The organism is Xenorhabdus eapokensis, assembly GCF_001908105.1.
On the sequence record NZ_MKGQ01000006.1, the window covers coordinates 100344 to 120942 of the forward strand.

A 20599-nucleotide genomic window follows, 5' to 3' on the forward strand; every position below is an offset into this window, starting at 1 on the left:
TTATACCGTTTCCTTTTTGTTGTTCCGATGAGCGTGAGTATTGCTGTTTTGGGAGATACGTTGTTTCTCTTTTTCTACTTGCTCTGCCTGCCAGATATTATTCAGAACATGGATCATTGCCTTGGCAGAGGAGCCAATAATGTCAGTTTCCAAACCTACTCCGTGGAAACGGCGGCCAAAACACTCCACGATAATGTCAACCTGACCGAGAGCATCTTTACCATGCCCCTTACCGGATAATTGATAAGAAATTAATTCCAGAGGGTAACCGGTAATGCGGTTGATAGCCTGATAGATAGCATCAACAGTCCCATTGCCCGTTGAGGCTTCAGATTTGATTTCATCTCCGCAGGCCAGACGAACGGTTGCAGTAGGTACAACATTAGAGCCTGACTGAATACTGAAATAGTCCAGACGGAAGTGTTCATGTTCTTGTTGCTGTTGATTGATAAACACTAAGGCTTCCAAATCGTAATCAAACACCTGTCCTTTTTTGTCTGCCAATTTCAAGAATGCCTGATACAGTACATCCAGATCGTAGTCACTCTCTTGATAGCCCATTTCTGTCATACGGTGTTTCACTGCGGCACGTCCAGAACGTGAAGTCAGGTTCAACTGGGTATCTTTCAGGCCGATGGATTCTGGCGTCATGATCTCGTAAGTTTCACGATTTTTCAGCACACCATCCTGATGAATGCCGGATGAATGGGAAAACGCATTACTGCCAACAACGGCTTTATGAGCGGGGATCGGTGTATTACTAATTTGGCTAACTAATTGACTGGTACGGTAAATTTCTTGATGGTTGATATTGGTATGCACACCTAACATTTGCTGGCGTGTTTTGATCGTCATGATCACTTCTTCCAGTGAACAGTTACCTGCGCGTTCTCCTAATCCATTGATAGTGCCCTCTATTTGACGAGCCCCTTCCTGAATGGCTGTAATGGAGTTAGCGACAGACATGCCTAAGTCGTCGTGGCAGTGGACTGAAATAATCGCTTTATCAATATTGGGTACGCGATTAAATAATGTACGTATAATGCCGCCAAACTGGTAAGGCGTTGTGTAACCAACCGTGTCTGGAATGTTGACGGTGGTTGCGCCCGCTTTGATGGCTTGTTCGACAATTTTGCACAAATTATCGATATCTGTACGACCGGCATCCTCACAGGAAAATTCAACATCATCGGTGTAGTTGCGTGCCCGTTTGATAGAGCGAACCGCCATTTCTACAACATCATCAAAGGTTCTTTTTAATTTATGTTCGACGTGCAGATTTGAGGTAGCCAGTACCATATGCAGGCGGAAGGCTTCAGCGACTTTCAGGGCTTCGGCCGCGACATCAATATCTTTGTCAACACAGCGGGATAAGGCACAGATACGACTGTTCTTGATTTCACGGGCGATGGTTTGAACTGATTCAAAATCTCCCGGAGAAGAAACTGGAAAACCCGCTTCAATAACATCAACTCCCAGCCTTTCCAGTGCATAAGCGATTTGCAGTTTCTCTTTCACACTCAGGCTAGCTTGTAATGCCTGTTCTCCATCACGTAACGTCGTATCGAAGATAATAACTTGCTGGCTCATGTTGTGCTCCTGTTAATTAGTTTGGTAAATGGGATTTATTTATTTTTGAGCGCCGGCAGGTAAAAAAAACCCGCGCATGGCGCGGGTTTTTATGTCTGATGTAGGTTAACTTATCCCTGTTTTTTACCTACCAGCATACCGCGCGCATTAAAGGCGATCATTAGTAGGCTTAGTAGAAGAACAGAATGAATCATGTGAGCTAACCTTTGTAAATTTGTTAATTTAGTTTTAATTGTTAATGTATTTTATAGATACTTTATCTAAAAAATAATGTCAAGCAGTATAAATACGAATTTAGCGTAGATTGTGCGAATTTTGGATTGTTTATTGAGCAATTGTTGAGTTGGGTGACTATTTTTTACATTTTTAGCGATGTTTTTATCTATTTTTTGTATCAATATATGGAGTAAAATCCTGCCCTGATGGATAATAAATGAGATGCCTGTTATTTTATACAGTCAACCTTATTTCTCTGGAACAAGGATAGATGGATGTTAACCACCGTGCTTTAGGTTAAGAAATCATAACCATATAGAATATTAATAAATTGTATTTTGATAGATTTGAATTTCATTATTGGCTAATTGTTTGCGGTACAAGTCATTAGTGTAATTTTAGTTATTGCTATTTATATATAAAAAATTAATATTTATTCCTATAAAAATATTACGATTACGTAGATAAAAATGCATTGGTTATGCGTATTTTGGTTTTTGTACAAGAATGAATCTTGATTTATTTTCTAATAAATTTGGATAATTAATCTTATTAATGGATAAGGCTGTTTATGATATTGAGATTTTTTATTTAAATACAGTCAATATTCATATTTAATGAGGACACTGCTATGTTTAGTGGAGTGAAATAATGACAGAAAAAAAAGAATCGTGTGATATTCAATTGCGGGGTGTGGATCTTAATTTGCTGACTGTTTTTGATACTGTCATGCAAATGCAGAATATTACACGTGCAGCTCAGGCATTGGGAATGTCACAACCGGCTGTCAGTAATGCTGTATCGCGTTTGAAAACGATGTTCGGTGATGAGTTATTTGTTCGTTATGGTCGAGGTATTCAGCCAACGGCGAGGGCAAAACAGCTTTTTGGACCACTTAGGCAAGCACTGCAAATTGTTCATAATGAACTACCTGGCGTGGGATTTGATCCCAACAAGAGTACAAGGGTATTTCATCTCTCTATTTGTAGTCCCCTTGATATTCGTTTAGCTGCTCAAATTGTTGGGCAGATAAAAAAACAGGCTTCTAATATCGAAATTGTCATTAAAACACAAATTAATGATGATATTGAGAAGCAATTAAAGTATCAGGAAATAGAATTTGTTATCAGTTATAACCAATTGGAATGCCCTAATTTTCATAATTATTCTCTGTTTAATGATGAATTGGTTTTGGCTGTTTCTAAACATCATCCTAGAATTAGTAAGGAAATTACTCAGCAGCAATTGCAGGAAGAAAGACATGCCATCGTTGCATTGGATAACATAGATTCATTTAGTAAACCTTACTATGAAAATAATGAATTATTGCGTTCTATTTCTTATCAGGGAACGGATTTAAATAGCGTTCTTAATATTGTCTCTCAGACTTATTTAGTTGCCATAGTACCAAAATGGATGGTTGAACACTATTCCGAACAGCTAAATATCTGTTCAGTATCTTTGCCTAATGGTCCGATTTTTCGTCCTTGTTATTTGATATGGCATGGTGCAATAGATCGGGATAAAGGCCATCAGTGGATGAAATCACTATTAAGTCATCTTGGTGAACAAAAATAGATCACAGTAAAGTAGAGCAGGGGAGAAGATATCAAAAATGGACTTCCCCCTTTTACCAGGAATGAGTAGACTGCGCGGAAATAGCTAACATCTGTAAGCTGAAAAGTAGGTCATACACTTACTAAAGATGCTAAATGAAATATTGATACAGGAATATATTGTGATAACAGATCCTCTGCACTCCTATCACTTGGTTAACCGATTGCAGCAGCAATTCAATGAATATCCAGAAAAAGTTGCCTTTCGGCAGTGGTCTCCATCAGAACAGTTGGAAATGAATTGGCGACAGATTGAATGCACAACGAGATCGGTGGCAAAAGCATTACTGTCATTGAGAGTAGCAGTGCAGGGGAAAGTGGGTATTTTTGCGCAGAATTGTATGGCATGGTCATTAGCTGATTTAGCTATCCTTCAGCTTCGGGCTGTGACTGTGCCATTGTATGCGACCAATACTTGTGAGCAGGCCACATTTATTCTCAATGATGCAGCAGTAGAGGTGTTATTTGTTGGTGGGCAGGAACAATATGATATTGCCATAACACTGATCGAACGGTGTCCTAAACTTACTCATCTTATTATTATGGATGAATCTGTGGACTTGAAAGGATGTCCGCAGGCATTGTATTTATCCGCTTTGATTGATAATGACTATTCGCAATATCAGGCAGAATTTAATAGCCGTATTGCGGGGCAGGATTTAAATGACCTTTTCACCCTAATCTATACCTCTGGTACAACGGGAGAGCCAAAAGGGGTGATGCTGGATTACCGGAATATGGCGGCACAGCTTTATCTGCATGACCAGAGGTTAACATTGACCAATCAGGATGTATCACTCTGTTTTCTGCCACTATCCCATATTTTTGAGCGGGCCTGGAGTTATTATGTCATGCACACTGGCGCCCTGAACGTTTATTTAACAGAAACCAATCTTGTGCGTGAAGCTATGTCTGATGTGCATCCGACGGTGATGTGTTCTGTTCCCCGTTTTTATGAAAAAGTTCATGGTGCGATCTTAGAAAAAGTTTCCCGCGCGCCTTTTTGGCGTAGGATGATTTTTCACTGGGCATTGAAGCGGGGAGAAGAGCGCTGGGGGCGTCAGCAGAAGAATAAAAAAGGATGCCCATTCACTCGCTGTAGTTATCAATTGGCTGACAAATTGGTGTTGAGCAAACTCCGCAACCTTTTGGGCGGACGGGTACGTTTCTTACCAGTAGCGGGAGCACGCCTTGATGATGCCATTACCCGTTTTTTCCTGTCTATTGGCCTCAACATTAAATATGGATACGGCATGACAGAAACTTGCGCGACGGTGTCGTGCTGGGAAGAAAAAAATTATCTGTTAGGCTCAATTGGTACGCCATTGCCTGGGATTGATGTTCGCATTAGTGCGGAAGGGGAGATCCAGGTGCGTGGCTCTATTGTAATGAAAGGTTACTTTAATCGCCCAGAGGAAACAGTCCATGCCTTTACGGAGGATGGCTGGTTGCGGACAGGCGACGCCGGAAGGTTGGATGATAATGGTCATCTGTTTATTACCGAGCGTCTGAAAGATTTGATGAAAACGTCAACAGGTAAATATATTGCGCCACAAATGATTGAAGGGATGTTGGGGCAGGATCGTTTTATTGAACATATTGCCGTTATTGCTGATGCCCGCCAATTCGTTTCTGCGTTGATTGTCCCCAGCTATGAAGCACTGGAAGAGTACGCGAAATCTCTTAATCTCCATTACCGCGACCGCCTTGAACTGCTGCACAATCAGCAGGTTATAGCGTTGTTTGAACGGCGCTTAAAGGAAATGCAGAAAAATATTGTCAAATTCCATCAAGTCAAACGATTTACTCTTTTGCCGGAAGCCTTTTCAATGGAAAAAGGAGAATTAACGCCGACATTGAAATTACGCCGCAAGGTTATTTCTCAGCATTATCAGCGCGAAATTGAATCTATGTATCGGGATTGAAAATAGGCAAAAGTTCGACTCTTCTTCAATAAATGTTTTCAATATGTAAATTGATGTTTGCTAACACTTGTATCTAACGTTATGTTAGTTAACTTAGCGTTATGGAATAAATAAGAAATGGAATAAATAAGGTAACTTTTTCGTTACCTTATGAAATTACGACGATTAACTTGCAAACAGAGCCTGGAGGCAAACTCGATGGAGATGTTGTCAGGAGCCGAAATGGTTGTCAGATCGCTAATCGATCAGGGCGTTGAACACGTGTTCGGTTATCCGGGCGGGGCGGTACTGGATATTTATGATGCCCTGCATACGATTGGGGGAATCGAACATATTTTAGTGCGCCATGAACAGGGGGCTGTTCATATGGCGGATGGGTACGCGCGTAGTACGGGAAAAGTCGGGGTTGTTTTAGTCACCTCAGGGCCAGGAGCAACGAATGCCGTTACGGGCATTGCAACGGCATATATGGATTCAATTCCTATGGTCGTGTTATCTGGTCAGGTTGCCAGTTCCCTGATAGGTAATGATGCTTTTCAGGAGTGCGATATGGTGGGAATTTCCCGACCCATCGTGAAGCATAGTTTTCTGGTGAAAAAAGCAGAAGATATCCCAAATACAATTAAAAAAGCTTTTTACCTGGCTGCAAGTGGTCGGCCGGGGCCTGTTGTTATCGATTTTCCCAAAGATACCGTCAACCCTGCATTGAAATTCCCGTATGTGTACCCTGAAAAAATTACCATGCGCTCTTATAACCCTACCGTGCAGGGACACAAGGGACAAATTAAACGTGTATTGAAGACGCTGATGAGGGCAAAAAAACCCGTGGTTTATGTCGGGGGTGGTGCCATAAATTCAGCATGTACAACTGAACTGTTGAAGTTGGCTGAACATTTTCACCTTCCGGTCGTCAGTTCGTTGATGGGATTAGGTGCATTTCCTGCAACACATCGCCAAAGCTTAGGCATGCTGGGGATGCACGGAACGTTTGAAGCGAATAAAGTGATGCACAACTCTGATGTTATTTTTGCCGTGGGTGTGCGTTTTGACGATCGAACAACCAATAATCTGGAAAAATATTGCCCCGAAGCAACCGTATTACATATTGATATCGATCCAACTTCAATTTCAAAAACGGTAACAGCGGATATTCCTATTGTTGGCGATGCCAAACAGGTCCTTGGTCAGATGTTGGAATTATTGGATTCTACGGAAGATACCCAAGATCCTGATGCCCTGAAAGATTGGTGGCTTGCGATTGAACAGTGGCGCAGCCGCAAGTGTCTTGATTACGATCACACGACAGCGAAAATCAAGCCACAAGCGGTCATTGAAACCCTTTATCGCCTAACCAAAGGGGACGCCTACATTGCGTCAGATGTTGGTCAGCATCAGATGTTTGCCGCTCTGCATTATCCCTTTGATAAACCGCGACGTTGGATCAATTCTGGTGGTTTAGGGACGATGGGGTTTGGCTTGCCTGCTGCGCTTGGCGTGAAGTTGGCGAAACCTGAAGCCACGGTAGTATGTGTAACAGGGGATGGCAGTATTCAGATGAATATTCAAGAATTGTCTACTGCTTTGCAATATGGTCTGCCTGTGCTGGTGCTGAATCTGAATAACCGTTTCTTGGGGATGGTGAAGCAATGGCAGGATATGATATACGCGGGTCGTCATTCTCAATCCTACATGGAATCCCTGCCTGATTTCGTCAAATTGGCAGAGTCTTATGGGCATATTGGTGTCTCCATCCAAACTTATGATGAGTTGGAGACGAAATTGACCCAGGCACTGCATGAAGTCACTGAAAATCAACGTCTGGTTTTCGTGGATGTTACCGTTGACGAAACAGAACATGTTTATCCAATGCAGATCCGAGGCGGAGCAATGGATGAAATGTGGTTAAGCAAAACAGAGAGGACCTGATCATGCGCCGGATTTTGTCTGTATTACTTGAAAACGAATCGGGAGCATTATCCCGCGTGGTTGGCTTGTTTTCCCAACGGGGTTATAACATCGAGAGCTTGACCGTTGCTCCTACTGAAGATCCCACATTGTCACGTGTGACTATCCAAACCAAAGGTGATGCCAAGGTATTGGAACAAATTGAAAAGCAATTGCATAAATTGGTAGATGTATTGCGGGTCAATGAATTAACAGCAGGGCCTCATGTTGAGCGGGAAATCATGCTGGTAAAATTACAAGCCAGTGGATACGCGCGGGAAGAGATTAAACGCAGCACCGATATTTTTCGCGGGCAGATCGTTGATGTGACTGCAACACTCTATACCGTCCAATTAGTGGGGACGAGTGAAAAATTGGACGCTTTTCTTGATTCAGTCAGGGAAGTGGCGGAGATCGTCGAAGTGGCGCGTTCGGGCATAGTTGGAGTCTCTCGCGGCGATAAAATTATGCGATGAAAAATCGTAATCTGCGGGTTAAAATACAGATATTCATTGAGCCCTACTGTAAAGTAGGGCTTTTTCATAATCTTACTGAGGGGTTAATGTGAAACTGGATGAGATCGCCCGCTTAGCTGGTGTTTCACGTACTACGGCCAGTTATGTCATCAATGGTAAAGCCAAACAGTATCGGGTCAGTGATAAAACAGTAGAAAAAGTGATGGCAGTGGTTAAGGAGCATAATTATCATCCTAATGCTGTCGCTGCTGGCCTTCGGGCGGGGCGAACCCGTTCAATTGGTTTAGTCATACCCGACCTGAAAAATACGAGCTACACCCGTATTGCCAATTATCTTGAACGTCAGGCACGGCAACGTGGCTACCAGTTGTTGATCGCCTGTTCGGAAGATCAGCCAGATAATGAAATGCGCTGCGTTGAACATCTTTTGCAACGTCAGGTTGATGCGATCATTGTTTCTACCGCTTTACCGCCTGAGCATCCTTTCTACCAGCGTTGGGTGAATCGCTCATTGCCAATCATCGCACTTGACCGTGCCTTGGACAGCGAACACTTTATCAGTGTGGTTGGAGATGATCTCGAAGATGCGAAAATGCTGGCACAGGAGTTGCGTCAATTTCCGGCTGAATCTGTCCTTTATTTGGGAGCATTACCTGAATTATCGGTCAGTTTTTTGCGTGAACAAGGTTTCCGCGAAGCGTGGGAACATGATCCACGGGAAGTCAACTATCTTTATGCCAATAGCTATGAACGTGAAGCTGCGGCAGAAGTATTTGCGTTATGGTTGGAAACTAATCCTGTTCCTCAGGCTTTGTATACGACTTCATTTGCGTTACTTCAGGGCGTCATGGATACGCTTCTCAAGCGCGGTGGTCGGTTACCAAGTCAATTGGTTATTGCCACATTTGGTGATCATGAGTTACTTGATTTCCTTGAATGTCCGGTATTGTCGGTGGCACAACGCCATCGTGATGTCGCTGAACGTGCCCTTGAACTGGTATTAGCCAGTTTGGATGAAAAGCAGCGTCCAACCCCCGGAATAACCCGAATGCGTCGTCATCTATGTCGTCGTGGTAAGTTAAGTCGAAAAGCCTAATTGAGCACCCTCATTAAAGATGAGGGTGCTGTTTACCTGCTTAACATCATCAAAATACGCGCATTAAGGTAATTTTGAGATTATTCTTACTAAAATTCTTCTAAATGGCTTTTTATAACCGTGAAAATCGATAATGTGTTATTTAAATTCACAAGATGAATAATTTTGTGATAGCGAGTTATTATTTATGTAAGTTATTTGTTGTTTGAGAGTTATTTTTTTACTTAATTGATATATAATCATTTTATGTTTTTAGATAAATACAAAATTTCAATATGTTATTATTTTTTATACTATTGTAACCCAAATGGATAGTTATTATTAATAAGTTTATGACGAGTAACAATTGAGCAACAATGAGATATGGGTTACATAAATTAATTTAAGTGGTAATTAATTGTACTAAATTCAATCCCCAATAAGGCTCGCTACAGATTTATTAAATTATTCAAAATTATCATAGTGTTATCTATTATTAATATAGCCAAATCTAGAAATTCCTTCTTTTTCTCTCCCGAATCTTTCTGTAAATCTAGCTAAAGCGCACGGGCTCTGGCTTGACAAGGTTTTCATACCATCCGTAAACTCTTAATTGTGGTGATTTGTGGGATAATGTGGAGATTTGGGCCATCAAGGGGTAACCTGAGTATGTTTCGTGGAGCAACGCTGGTTAATCTCGATAGCAAAGGGCGACTTACTGTACCAGCCCGATATAGAGAAATGCTGAATGAAGTATCAACAGGCCAAATGGTTTGTACTATTGATCTTCATCAGCCGTGCTTGTTGCTTTATACATTACCCGAATGGGAAATCATCGAAAAAAAATTATCTCGCTTATCCAGCATGAATCCAGCCGAACGTCGTGTTCAACGTTTGCTATTGGGACACGCCAGTGAATGTCAAATGGACAGTGCAGGACGTCTTTTATTAGCCAGCACACTGCGTCAGCACGCAGGGCTAACAAAAGAGGTCATGCTGGTTGGGCAATTTAATAAATTTGAATTGTGGGATGAACAAGTTTGGTATCAACAGGTACAGGATGATATTGCGGTTGAGCAATCCACACAAGAACCTCTATCAGCAAGGCTACAGGATTTATCACTATAACATGGCAAATAGTCATTTTGAGCATACCAGTGTACTGCTGGATGAAGCTGTCAATGGATTGAATATTCAAGAAGATGGAATTTATATCGATGGAACGTTTGGGCGCGGAGGGCATTCTCGCCTGATTTTGTCGAAATTGGGACCCAATGGACATTTAATGGCGATCGATCGTGACCCACAAGCCATTGAAGCGTCAAAGGCCATTACGGACAAGCGTTTTTCTATTACTCATGGGCCATTTTCTGAATTGGCAACTTATGTAGAAGAGGCGGGTCTGGTTGGAAAAATTAATGGCGTATTGCTGGATTTAGGGGTTTCTTCCCCACAACTGGATGATCCTGAACGTGGTTTTTCATTTATGCGTGATGGGCCATTGGATATGCGTATGGATACCACACGGGGGCAGTCTGCTGCAGAGTGGTTGATGAAGGCTGAAGCAGATGACATCGCATGGGTGTTAAAAACATTTGGTGAAGAACGTTTTGCCAAACGTATTGCGAAGGCTATTGTGGCACGCAATCAGGAACAACCGATTACGCGTACGCGTGAGCTGGCAGAGTTAATTGCTCAGGCAAGTCCAATTAAAGAAAAGCATAAGCATCCGGCAACACGCAGCTTTCAGGCTATCAGGATTTACATTAACAGTGAACTGGAAGAGATAGAACGTGCATTAGAGGGTGCACTACGCGTTCTGGCACCACAAGGGCGATTATCTGTCATCAGTTTCCACTCGTTGGAAGATCGCATAGTGAAACGCTTTATCCGACAACACAGTCAGGGGCCACAGGTTCCAGTCGGTTTGCCTCTCACGGAAGCGCAGTTAAAAACGCTGGGGGGAAGAAGTCTGAAATCCATTGGCAAAATGAAACCCTCAGAGGGTGAAGTAGCCACAAACCCAAGAGCGCGGAGCTCGGTTTTGCGGTTTGCTGAAAAGGTGAGTGAATGATGGCTGGTGAACGTCATGGGTTAGTTGGAGTGATTGCTAGCGATTTAATTCGTAATGCCAAACTCCCGCTGATTTTGCTGGTAGCCGTTGTAGTGTCAGCCATCAGCGTTGTGACGGTCACACATCAGACCCGCTTATTGACTGCGGAAAAAGAGCGTCAAGTGATCCAGCTTGATGCTCAGGATATTGAGTGGCGTAATCTGCTCCTTGAAGAGAACGCACTGGGTGATCACAGTCGGGTTGAACGGATTGCGACTGAAAAATTGCAGATGCAACACGTTGATCCAAGTAAAGAGAATATTGTGATCACTCAATAAGTCCAGTTGACAACCAAAAGGTGGGCGATGAAAGCTGCACGCTCTTTAAAGTTGAAAAAGCAAGAAGATAAAGCAAGTTTTGTAAGCTGGCGTTTTGCCTTGCTATGTGGAGGCATTGGGGTTGCTTTAATCGGGCTTTTGATTCGTGTTGCCTATTTGCAGATCATCAATCCTGATCGTTTGGTAAAAGAAGGTGATTCGCGTTCTCTGCGTATCCAATCTGTCCCGACTGCCAGAGGCATGATTAATGATCGCAATGGGCGTCCACTGGCAGTGAGTGTGCCTGTTGATGCGGTCTGGGCAGACCCTAAAGAAGTGTTTGAAAGAGGCGGCATCACAAATGACACTCATTGGCAGGCTTTGGCTGATGCCCTTTCCATCCCTCTTGAACAATTAACCAGCAAAATTAACGAATATCCCAAGGGGCGTTTTGTTTACCTTGCTCGTCAAGTGAATACGTCTATCGGCGATTATGTCGAGAAATTGAGGCTACCTGGTATCTATTTGCGTCAGGAATCCCGCCGTTATTATCCGGCAGGGCAGGTGACAGCGCATATTATTGGGGTCACTAATATTGACGGTGCCGGTATTGAGGGCGTTGAAAAGAGCTTTGATAATTGGCTGACCGGCATGCCGGGAAGCCGAACTGTTCGTAAAGATCGGACAGGGCGTGTTATTGAGGATATTTCATCGACAGATAGCCGGGCTGCTCACGATTTGACGCTCAGCATAGATGAGCGCCTTCAGACGCTGGTGTATCGCGAATTGACGAAAGCGGTTGCACTGAACCAAGCCGAATCAGGTTCAGCCGTATTGGTTGATGTCAATACTGGCGAAGTGTTGGCGATGGCAAACAGCCCATCTTATAACCCCAATAATTTGGCTGGAACGCCGAAAGATGCGATGCGTAACCGTGCCATCACCGATATTTTTGAGCCTGGTTCCACGGTGAAGCCGCTGGTGGTGATGAGCGCACTGAATAGTGGCATTGTCAAAGAGAATACGGTGTTAGATACCAGACCATACCGAGTAACGTATGGATCGCGGGGGCATGAAATTAAAGATGTTGCGCCACGCCCTGAGTTAACTATCACCGGTATCTTACAGAAGTCGAGTAACGTTGGTGTTTCCAAGCTGGCGTTAGCGATGCCTGCCTCAGAGGTGGTAAATGTTTATTCACGCTTTGGGATGGGAAAACCGACCAATTTGGGGCTGGTCGGAGAAAGTAGTGGCTTATTTCCAACTAATAAACAACGGTGGTCAGATCTTGATAGGGCCACCTTTTCTTTCGGCTACGGGCTAATGGTAACGCCGTTACAGTTAGCACGAGTCTATGCAACGATAGGCAGTCTGGGCATTTATCGCCCATTGTCAATTACCAAAGTCGATCCTCCCGTACCGGGCACCAGAGTGTTTCCTGAAACTGTTATGCGGACCGTGGTGCACATGATGGAGAGTGTGGCATTACCAGGGGGAGGCGGTGTACGGGCAGCGATAAAAGGTTATCGCATTGCCGTTAAAACGGGGACGGCAAGAAAAGTCGGGCCGGATGGCAGATATCTCAATAATAAGCATATTTCTTATACTGCCGGAATTGCACCGGCGAGTAATCCACGGTTTTCACTGGTTGTGATCATTAATGATCCACAAGCAGGCAAATATTATGGCGGTGCAGTTGCGGCGCCTATCTTCGGCACAATCATGAGTGGTGTCCTGCGTACCATGAATGTTGAACCAGATGCATTGCCTGTAGGCGATAAAAACGAATTTGTGATTAATAAATAAAGAGGATAAAAGTGGCAGATCGTAATTTGCGCGATTTATTGTCTCCGTGGGGTGTTGATACACCGGAGCTTCCGCTGCGCGAAATGACATTGGATAGCCGTAAGGCGGCTGCCGGAGATCTGTTTGTTGCGGTTCAAGGGCATCAAACAGACGGTCGAAAGTATATTCCTCAAGCCATCGCTCAAGGTGTTGCTGCGGTGATTGCAGAAGCGAAGGGAAAAGCGGATAACGGCACTGTGCAGAAAATGCACGGTGTGCCTGTTATCTATCTGGATAATTTAAATAGCAAATTATCCAAGTTGGCCGGCGAGTTTTACCAACATCCCGGCAATAAACTGAAATTGATTGGTGTGACTGGCACCAACGGGAAAACAACAACAACACAATTATTGGCACAATGGAGCCAGGGGCTTGGCGAAACCAGTGCCGTGATGGGAACCGTCGGAAATGGTTTGCTGGGTATGATAGTCCCCGGCGAAAATACGACTGGCTCTGCGGTTGATATTCAGCTTGATTTACAGCAGCTTGCTAACAAAAATGCCACTTTTGTTGCGATGGAAGTTTCTTCACATGGTTTGGTTCAGGGAAGAGTCGCAGCACTGCCATTTCAGGCGGCTATTTTTACTAATTTAAGCCGTGATCACCTTGATTATCATGGTGATATGGAAAATTACCAAGATGCCAAATGGCGACTGTTCAGTGACCATGATGTAAAGCAGAAAATCATTAATGCTGATGATACTGTTGGGCAGAAGTGGTTGTCTCGTCTGCCGGATGCAGTGGCTGTCTCAATGGAAAATAACTTGCCAGAAAATTGGCCGGGACGTTGGTTATCGGCCAGTGAGGTGCATTATCACGACAAAGGGGCTTCCATCACATTTAATTCCAGTTGGGGAAATGGAACGTTCGATAGCCCTCTTATGGGGGCGTTTAATGTGAGTAACTTACTATTGGCGCTCACAACTTTGTTGTCCCTGGACTATCCCCTGGAAAAACTGTTATCGACGGCTTCTTGCCTGAAGCCCGTTTGTGGACGTATGGAAGTTTTCTCTGCTGCTGGTCGTCCGACGGTTGTGGTTGATTATGCCCACACGCCTGATGCGTTGGAAAAAGCCTTATCTGCGGCTCGCCTGCACTGTAAAGGGCGACTTTGGTGTGTATTTGGTTGTGGCGGTGATCGCGACAAAGGCAAGCGTCCATTAATGGGGGGCATTGCAGAGCAGGGCGCTGATCGTGTGATTGTCACTGATGATAATCCTCGCAGTGAAGAGCCGCAGTCAATTGTGGCTGATATCCTACAAGGATTCATCGACCCAGGACAGGCGACGGCGATTCATGGGCGGGTTGAGGCCGTCACCAGTGCCATTATGCAGGCAAATGAAGACGATGTGGTTCTTGTGGCCGGCAAAGGTCATGAAGATTATCAATTGGTTGGCAATCGTCGTTTGGATTACTCAGATCGCCTGACCGTTGCGCGTTTGCTGGAGGTAATTGCATGATCCCTCTGACCTTACAGCAATTAGCACACTTGACCGGTGGCTTGTTATATCGCGTTACCGAACAGCAAGCTGAAACTTTGCCAATTAATGCGGTGGAAACGGATAGCCGTAAGATCGTGCGTGGTGGGTTGTTTATTGCCTTACAAGGGGAAAAATTCGACGCTCATGATTTTGCTGCTGATGTAGCACAGCAGGGCGCTGGTGCTTTATTGGTTAGTTGTTGTCTGGAGATTGATTGTCCTCAGGTCGTAGTTAAAGACACGCGTCTGGCGATGGGAAAACTGGCGGGTTGGGTTCGCCAACAAAGTAAAGCCCGCATTGTGGCTTTAACGGGCTCGTCAGGTAAAACATCCGTCAAAGAGATGACGGCAGCGATTCTGCGTCAGTGTGGCAATACCCTGTATACCGCGGGGAACTTCAACAATGACATTGGGGTGCCATTAACTTTGTTCAGGCTTACTGATGAACACCAGTTTGCTGTAATTGAACTGGGAGCGAACCATATCGGTGAAATATCTTACACCACTGAAATGGCTCGTCCTGAAAGTGCATTGGTTAATAACCTCTTTTCTGCCCATTTGGAAGGATTCGGCTCTTTGGCGGGGGTGGCAAAGGCAAAAGGTGAAATCTTTGCCGGCCTTGCTCCGACCGGAACCGCCATTATCAATCTGGATAGCAATGATTGGGAAAATTGGCAGCACAGCATTAGCGATCAACAAACGGTATGGCGTTTTTCCGCTTCATCAACAACGGGAGCGGATTTTTACCCAACGGACATTTTAGAACAACCATTGGCAACACACTTTTGCCTCCATAGCCCCATTGGGAGTGTTGAACTGACATTGCCATTGCCGGGAAAACACAATGTTGCCAATGCATTGGCAGCCAGTGCGCTGGCAATTTCTGTGGGGGCATCGTTGGATGATATTCGTAGCGGACTATCGGGATTACAAGCAGTTGCAGGACGTTTATTTCCTGTCCCTCTGACTGAGGGAAAAATGATATTAGACGACACCTATAACGCGAATCCCGGCTCCATGATAGCAGCGGCGCATGTGCTGGCGCAGATGTCCGGTTATCGAGTCATGGTTGTTGGTGATATGGGCGAGTTGGGGGAACAGACGACTCAGTGCCATCGTGAGGTGGGCGAAGCCGTGGCATCGACAAACATAGATAAAGTACTCAGCGTGGGGGCTTTCAGTGCCCATATTAGTGACGCGAGTGGTCGGGGGCAGCATTTCGCGAACAAGACTGAATTAGTTGCAGCGCTGCTTCCTCTATTGGAACAACACGAAATGATTTCCATATTAATTAAAGGTTCACGTAGTGCCGCAATGGAAGAGGTAGTGAACGTGCTGAAGGAGAACTTCCAATGTTAATTTGGCTAGCCGAATATCTGGTTAAGTATCACACCGGTTTTAACGTCTTCTCATATTTGACGTTCAGAGCCATCGTCGGCTTGCTTACTGCATTATTCATCGCGCTATGGATGGGACCAAGATTAATCGTTTATCTGCAAAAATTGCAAATAGGCCAGGTGGTACGCGATAACGGTCCTGAGTCCCATTTTAGTAAGCGTGGGACACCGACAATGGGAGGATTGTTGATTTTGTTCTCCATCACGATCTCTGTGTTGCTGTGGACGCGTTTGGATAATCCCTATGTCTGGTGTGTTTTGCTTGTTTTAGTCGGTTATGGCGTTGTGGGATTTGTCGATGATTACCGCAAAGTGGTGCGTAAAGACACCAAAGGGCTAATTGCTCGTTGGAAATATTTCTGGCAGTCCGTTATTGCTCTGGGTGTCGCATTTGTTATGTACAGCATCGGCAAAGAGACATCTGCAACCCAATTAGTCGTGCCATTCTTCAAAGAGGTTATGCCGCAACTGGGTTTGCTTTACATTCTGCTGACTTATTTTGTGATTGTAGGAACCAGTAATGCGGTAAACCTGACTGATGGATTGGATGGCCTTGCCATTATGCCAACAGTACTGGTTGCAGCAGGTTTTGCCTTGGTGGCATGGGCAACAGGTAACGTGAATTTTGCTAACTACCTGCATATCCCTTATTTGAGCCACGCGGGTGAGCTGGTGATTGTCTGTACTGCGATTGTCGGTGCTGGGCTGGGTTTCTTGTGGTTTAACACTTATCCGGCGCAAGTGTTTATGGGAGATGTCGGTTCATTGGCTCTGGGCGGGGCATTGGGAACCATTGCCGTATTGCTGCGCCAGGAGTTCCTGCTGATCATCATGGGCGGTGTTTTTGTGGTGGAAACGTTGTCTGTCATCTTGCAGGTTGGTTCATTCAAACTGCGTGGACAGCGTATTTTCCGTATGGCACCGATTCACCATCACTATGAATTGAAAGGTTGGCCAGAACCACGCGTTATCGTGCGCTTTTGGATTATTTCTTTGATGTTGGTGTTGATTGGTCTGGCAACGCTGAAGGTACGTTAATCATGGCTGAGCGTCTCATGACAGAATATAAGGGTAAAAAAGTCGTCATCGTTGGCTTAGGGCTGACCGGTCTGTCTTGCGTTGACTTTTTCATTACACGTGGCGTGACACCGCGTGTGATGGATACCCGTATAGTGCCACCAGGCAGCGATAAGCTGCCTGATAGTGTCGAATGTCACACCGGCAGCCTGAACAAACAATGGTTGATAGATGCCGATTTAATCGTTGCCAGCCCAGGTCTTGCGCTGGCAACGCCTGAATTGCAAGCGGCGGCTGATGCTGGAGTTGAGATTATCGGTGATATTGAGCTGTTTTGCCGCGAAGCGACGGCGCCAATCGTCGCCATCACGGGTTCAAATGGTAAAAGCACTGTAACCACCCTACTTGGTGAAATGGCGAAAGAAGCAGGGTGGCAGGTTGGTGTGGGGGGCAACATTGGTATCCCTGCACTGGAATTGCTGAAACAGCCTTGTCAACTTTATGTACTAGAACTGTCCAGTTTCCAGCTTGAAACCACTTACAGTCTGAAAGCCGCAGCAGCGACGGTACTGAATGTGACCGAAGACCACATGGTTCGTTATCCCGAAGGGTTGGCACAGTATCGTGCAGCAAAGTTGCGTATTTACCATCAAGCGAAAATTTGTGTGGTTAATGAACAGGATGCTCTGACATTACCAGAAACAGGCAAAGACAGCCGTTGTATCAGTTTTGGTGTGGATAATGGTGATTATCAGCTTGATAGTGAACACCAACAACTGATGGTTAATCAACATCCTGTGTTGGCAACACGTGAAATGCAGTTGGCTGGACAACATAACTATGCCAATGGATTGGCAGCGTTAGCACTGGCGGACGCTATAGGCATTCCTCGTGTGGCCAGCCTTCAGGCGTTACGGACTTATTCCGGGCTGGAACACCGTTTTCAGGTGATCCACATGAGGAACAGAATTCGTTGGGTGAATGATTCTAAGGCAACCAATGTTGGCAGCACCCAAGCGGCACTGAGTGGATTGAAGCTGGAAGGGACACTCTATCTTTTATTGGGAGGAGATGGAAAAGCGGCGGATTTTACCCCACTGAAACCTTATATATCGGGGGAACATGTTCGTCTTTACTGTTTTGGTCGTGACGGGGAACAATTAGCACAATTGCGCCCGGAAATTGCAACACTGACGGAAACAATGGAACAGGCGATGAGAGAAATTGCACCCAAGCTGGTTTCTGGCGACATGGTATTACTGTCACCCGCTTGTGCCAGCTTCGATCAGTTCAACAGCTTTGAACATCGTGGTCATGAATTTGCTCGTTTGGCAGAGGAGTTAGGCTGATGACCATTCCAGGCCTTGGTAAATTTAAAACTTGGTTGGCGGGAAATGTGGAGGCCGATGCCACAGATACCGTTATGTATGATCGTACCCTGGTCTGGATGATATTAGGGTTGGCTGTGATTGGCTTTGTCATGGTAACGTCGGCATCAATGCCTGTTGGTCAACGTCTTGCCCAGGATCCCTTTATCTTTGCACGACGTGATGCCATTTATTTGTCGCTGTGTTTTTTCCTGTCCCTGATTACGCTGCGTATTCCGATGAACTTCTGGCTGCGTTACAGCAATGCCATGTTATTAGTCACAATCATGATGCTGGTTGTGGTGCTGTTTGTGGGGAGTTCAGTTAATGGGGCATCACGTTGGGTAGCGATTGGCCCATTACGCATTCAGCCGGCAGAATTATCGAAACTATCACTCTTTTGTTATCTCTCCAGCTATCTGGTTAGAAAAGTTGAGGAAGTCAGAAACAACTTCTGGGGATTTTTCAAACCGATGGGTGTCATGGTTGCATTGGCAATTTTGTTGTTGGCACAGCCCGATTTGGGGACCGTGGTTGTGTTATTTGTGACGACATTGGCTCTACTGTTTCTGGCAGGCGCGAAATTGTGGCAGTTTCTTGCCATTATTGGCTGCGGAATATTTGCCGTGTGCGTACTGATTGTTGCTGAACCTTATCGTATACGCAGGGTGACCTCTTTCCTGAATCCGTGGGAAGATCCTTTTGGCAGTGGTTATCAGTTAACCCAATCGTTAATGGCATTTGGTCGTGGCGATTTCTTTGGGCAAGGACTGGGAAATTCAGTCCAGAAACTTGAATACCTGCCGGAAGCCCATACTGATTTTATTTTCTCCATTCTGGCCGAAGAATTGGGTTATTTCGGTGTGGTTTTAGTGTTGGCAATGGTATTCTTCGTCGCTTTCCGCGCCATGATGATCGGCCGTCGGGCATTGCAGCTTAATCAACGATTTTCTGGTTTTTTAGCTTGTGCAATCGGCATATGGTTCAGCTTTCAGGCGTTCATTAACGTTGGTGCGGCGGCAGGTATGTTGCCAACGAAGGGATTAACATTACCTTTAGTCAGTTACGGTGGCTCTAGTTTGATCGTGATGTCAACGGCCATCGTCTTGTTATTGCGAATTGATTATGAAGTCCGTCTGGCAAAAGCACAGGCGTTTGTAAGGAGCCCTAAATGAGTGGCAAAAACCGGCGTTTGATGGTGATGGCTGGTGGTACGGGGGGGCATGTGTTCCCAGGACTGGCCGTTGCCCACCATTTAAAAGAGCTGGGGTGGGATATTCGCTGGTTGGGAACTGCGGATCGCATGGAAGCTGATTTAGTTCCGAAACATGGCATTGATATCGAATTTATTCAGATTTCAGGTTTGCGGGGCAAGGGAATTAAAGCGTTACTTGCAGCCCCAATGAGAATTTTTAAGGCTATTCGACAGGCAAAAGCCATTATGCGCCGTTATCAGCCCGATGTTGTGCTGGGAATGGGAGGATATGTCTCTGGGCCAGGTGGGATCGCGGCATGGTTGTGTGGCATTCCGGTAGTATTGCATGAGCAAAATGGCATTGCGGGATTGACTAATCGTTGGTTAGCCAAAATTGCCAAAACAGTTTTACAGGCATTTCCAGGCGCATTCCCTGGCGTGCCGGTTGTTGGTAATCCCGTAAGGGAAGATGTATTGGCACTGCCAGAACCCATGCAGCGTTTGGCTGGGCGTGTAGGAGCTGTTCGGGTGCTAGTCGTTGGCGGTAGTCAAGGCGCCAGGATCCTGAACCAAACTATGCCAGAAGTAGCTGCCCGCTTGGGCGATAAAATCACTTTATGGCATCAGGCAGGCAAGGGCGCCAGAGAAGAGACGCAGAAACAATATGAAAATTCAGTTAAATCTGAATTCAAAGTGACTGAATTTATTGATGATATGGCGCATGCTTATGCATGGGCTGATATTGTCGTATGCCGTTCCGGTGCACTTACGGTGAGTGAAGTTTCCGCCGCAGGCTTACCGGCGATTTTTGTTCCTTTCCAGCATAAAGATCGCCAGCAATATTGGAATGCCTTGCCTCTGGAAAAAGCGGGTGCCGCAAAGATACTCGAACAGCCCGAATTTACAGTTGATGCTGTCGTAGGTCTATTAACTCAGTGGCAACGTCCACAATTGCTGGAAATGGCAGAAAAAGCACGCTCAGTAGCCATTATTAATGCAACTGAGCGTGTAGCAGCAGCATTGATTGATGCTGTAGAGAATCATTAATACCGTTCCAGGTAGAACGGTGATGTAAACATAACGAGT

The 20599-nt window shown here is 45.1% G+C and carries 15 protein-coding genes and 1 pseudogene; 15 read left to right on the forward strand and 1 reads right to left on the reverse strand.

Annotation, left to right across the window (positions count from 1 at the left end; all coding sequences use genetic code 11):
* A complete protein-coding gene (gene leuA / locus Xedl_RS41080) occupies window positions 1-1590 on the reverse strand; it encodes a 2-isopropylmalate synthase (protein ID WP_074022992.1) in 1590 nt (529 codons plus the stop codon).
* 867 nt (window positions 1591-2457) lie between these two features.
* Between leuA and leuO the strand changes: the two genes are divergently transcribed.
* The 15 genes and pseudogenes from leuO to murG all read left to right on the forward strand — a co-directional run bounded on the left by leuO (window position 2458) and on the right by murG (window position 20560).
* Window positions 2458-3384 carry a transcriptional regulator LeuO gene (leuO, locus tag Xedl_RS41085; protein WP_074022993.1) on the forward strand — a complete coding sequence of 309 codons (927 nt, stop codon included), beginning with the start codon at window positions 2458-2460 and terminating at the stop codon, window positions 3382-3384.
* A 127-nt stretch (window positions 3385-3511) separates the two neighbouring features.
* The gene (locus tag Xedl_RS41090; protein WP_208605032.1) at window positions 3512-5347 is read left to right on the forward strand and encodes an AMP-dependent synthetase/ligase; all 1836 of its coding nucleotides are present in this window, start codon (window positions 3512-3514) and stop codon (window positions 5345-5347) included.
* A gap of 198 nt (window positions 5348-5545) precedes the next feature.
* Entirely contained in the window at window positions 5546-7273 is a 1728-nt protein-coding gene (ilvI, locus tag Xedl_RS41095) for an acetolactate synthase 3 large subunit (RefSeq protein ID WP_074022995.1), read from the forward strand.
* Window positions 7274-7275: 2 nt separating this feature from the next.
* Window positions 7276-7767 carry an acetolactate synthase small subunit gene (gene ilvN / locus Xedl_RS41100; RefSeq protein ID WP_167366717.1) on the forward strand — a complete coding sequence of 164 codons (492 nt, stop codon included), beginning with the start codon at window positions 7276-7278 and terminating at the stop codon, window positions 7765-7767.
* Window positions 7768-7855: 88 nt separating this feature from the next.
* Window positions 7856-8863 (forward strand): catabolite repressor/activator, encoded by a 1008-nt coding sequence (cra, locus tag Xedl_RS41105; RefSeq protein WP_074022996.1) that lies wholly within the window; start codon window positions 7856-7858, stop codon window positions 8861-8863.
* A 648-nt stretch (window positions 8864-9511) separates the two neighbouring features.
* Window positions 9512-9970, forward strand: a complete 459-nt coding sequence (gene mraZ, locus Xedl_RS41110; protein WP_047767655.1) for a division/cell wall cluster transcriptional repressor MraZ — start codon at window positions 9512-9514, stop codon at window positions 9968-9970.
* 1 nt (window position 9971) lies between these two features.
* Window positions 9972-10916: a 16S rRNA (cytosine(1402)-N(4))-methyltransferase RsmH gene (rsmH, locus tag Xedl_RS41115; protein ID WP_074022997.1), complete on the forward strand. Its 945-nt coding sequence runs from the start codon at window positions 9972-9974 to the stop codon at window positions 10914-10916.
* The gene (gene ftsL, locus Xedl_RS41120; RefSeq protein ID WP_074022998.1) at window positions 10913-11233 is read left to right on the forward strand and encodes a cell division protein FtsL; all 321 of its coding nucleotides are present in this window, start codon (window positions 10913-10915) and stop codon (window positions 11231-11233) included. The genes rsmH and ftsL overlap by 4 nt, the downstream gene beginning before the upstream one ends.
* A gap of 27 nt (window positions 11234-11260) precedes the next feature.
* Window positions 11261-13043: pseudogene (locus tag Xedl_RS41125) on the forward strand (peptidoglycan glycosyltransferase FtsI).
* Window positions 13030-14517, forward strand: a complete 1488-nt coding sequence (gene murE / locus Xedl_RS41130) for a UDP-N-acetylmuramoyl-L-alanyl-D-glutamate--2,6-diaminopimelate ligase (protein ID WP_074023000.1) — start codon at window positions 13030-13032, stop codon at window positions 14515-14517. Before Xedl_RS41125 ends, murE begins: the two are co-directional and overlap by 14 nt.
* A complete protein-coding gene (gene murF / locus Xedl_RS41135; RefSeq protein WP_074023001.1) occupies window positions 14514-15896 on the forward strand; it encodes a UDP-N-acetylmuramoyl-tripeptide--D-alanyl-D-alanine ligase in 1383 nt (460 codons plus the stop codon). The genes murE and murF overlap by 4 nt, the downstream gene beginning before the upstream one ends.
* Window positions 15890-16972, forward strand: coding sequence for a phospho-N-acetylmuramoyl-pentapeptide-transferase (gene mraY / locus Xedl_RS41140; protein WP_074023002.1), 1083 nt, complete (start codon window positions 15890-15892; stop codon window positions 16970-16972). Before murF ends, mraY begins: the two co-directional genes overlap by 7 nt.
* A 17-nt stretch (window positions 16973-16989) precedes the next feature.
* Window positions 16990-18300 (forward strand): UDP-N-acetylmuramoyl-L-alanine--D-glutamate ligase, encoded by a 1311-nt coding sequence (murD, locus tag Xedl_RS41145; protein WP_074023065.1) that lies wholly within the window; start codon window positions 16990-16992, stop codon window positions 18298-18300.
* On the forward strand, window positions 18300-19493 hold the full coding sequence (ftsW, locus tag Xedl_RS41150) for a cell division protein FtsW (RefSeq protein ID WP_074023003.1): 1194 nt from the start codon (window positions 18300-18302) through the stop codon (window positions 19491-19493). The genes murD and ftsW overlap by 1 nt, the downstream gene beginning before the upstream one ends.
* On the forward strand, window positions 19490-20560 hold the full coding sequence (gene murG / locus Xedl_RS41155; protein ID WP_074023004.1) for an undecaprenyldiphospho-muramoylpentapeptide beta-N-acetylglucosaminyltransferase: 1071 nt from the start codon (window positions 19490-19492) through the stop codon (window positions 20558-20560). The genes ftsW and murG overlap by 4 nt, the downstream gene beginning before the upstream one ends.
* Window positions 20561-20599: the final 39 nt, after the last annotated feature.

Coding starts and splice junctions, on each gene's coding strand:
- murF (WP_074023001.1), top strand. CDS start 14,514: ATGATCCCTCTGACCTTACAGCAATTAGCACACTTGACCGGTGGCTTG.
- ilvN (WP_167366717.1), top strand. CDS start 7,276: ATGCGCCGGATTTTGTCTGTATTACTTGAAAACGAATCGGGAGCATTA.
- Xedl_RS41090 (WP_208605032.1), top strand. CDS start 3,512: ATGCTAAATGAAATATTGATACAGGAATATATTGTGATAACAGATCCT.
- murG (WP_074023004.1), top strand. CDS start 19,490: ATGAGTGGCAAAAACCGGCGTTTGATGGTGATGGCTGGTGGTACGGGG.
- rsmH (WP_074022997.1), top strand. CDS start 9,972: ATGGCAAATAGTCATTTTGAGCATACCAGTGTACTGCTGGATGAAGCT.
- mraY (WP_074023002.1), top strand. CDS start 15,890: ATGTTAATTTGGCTAGCCGAATATCTGGTTAAGTATCACACCGGTTTT.
- ilvI (WP_074022995.1), top strand. CDS start 5,546: ATGGAGATGTTGTCAGGAGCCGAAATGGTTGTCAGATCGCTAATCGAT.
- murD (WP_074023065.1), top strand. CDS start 16,990: ATGACAGAATATAAGGGTAAAAAAGTCGTCATCGTTGGCTTAGGGCTG.
- leuO (WP_074022993.1), top strand. CDS start 2,458: ATGACAGAAAAAAAAGAATCGTGTGATATTCAATTGCGGGGTGTGGAT.
- leuA (WP_074022992.1), bottom strand. CDS start 1,590: ATGAGCCAGCAAGTTATTATCTTCGATACGACGTTACGTGATGGAGAA.
- ftsW (WP_074023003.1), top strand. CDS start 18,300: ATGACCATTCCAGGCCTTGGTAAATTTAAAACTTGGTTGGCGGGAAAT.
- ftsL (WP_074022998.1), top strand. CDS start 10,913: ATGATGGCTGGTGAACGTCATGGGTTAGTTGGAGTGATTGCTAGCGAT.
- mraZ (WP_047767655.1), top strand. CDS start 9,512: ATGTTTCGTGGAGCAACGCTGGTTAATCTCGATAGCAAAGGGCGACTT.